This window comes from Vogesella mureinivorans (assembly GCF_007644035.1).
Lineage (GTDB): Bacteria > Pseudomonadota > Gammaproteobacteria > Burkholderiales > Chromobacteriaceae > Vogesella > Vogesella mureinivorans.
The window spans coordinates 1-526 of record NZ_VMTV02001051.1 but is presented as its reverse complement, the minus strand read 5'-3'; the positions used below and the strand labels follow the sequence as shown (position 1 = coordinate 526).

The 526-nt window shown below is 70.2% G+C and carries 1 protein-coding gene; it reads left to right on the top strand.

The genetic code is table 11. The features are described from left to right. On the top strand, positions 1 to 526 hold a 526-nt coding region (locus FLQ44_RS22700; RefSeq protein ID WP_147696165.1), incomplete at both ends, for a TonB-dependent receptor plug domain-containing protein.

The window sequence follows — 526 nt, the reverse complement described above, 5'->3', positions numbered from 1 at the left end:
CCGGCGAGGGCCGCAACATCTCGGTGCGCGGCCTGGGGCCGCACTTCACCCGCCTCCGCATCAACGGCATGGAAGCGCTGGCCACCGGCGGCGGTACCGACTCCTCCGGCGGCGCCAACCGCGGCCGCGGCTTCGACTTCAACGTCTTCGCCTCCGATCTGTTCAACAGCATCACCGTGCGCAAGACCAGCTCGGCCGAAGTCGACGAAGGTTCCCTGGGCGCCACCGTTGACCTGCGCACGGCACGGCCTTTCGACTATGACGGTTTCACCGCCGTGGCCTCCGGCCAGGCCAGCTACGGCGACCTCTCAGGCGATGTGAACCCGCGCACCGCCGCGCTGTTCAGCAACACCTGGGGCGATGGCCGCTTCGGCGCCCTGCTGTCGATCGCGCAGAGCGAGCGCGATCTGATCGAGGAAGGCCACAGCACGGTCCGCTGGAGCCCAGCGACCGCCAACGGCAACTTCGCCGCCAGTTCGCCCTTTGCCGAGGCGCGCGGCGCCGGCGTGTTCCATCCGCGCCTGCC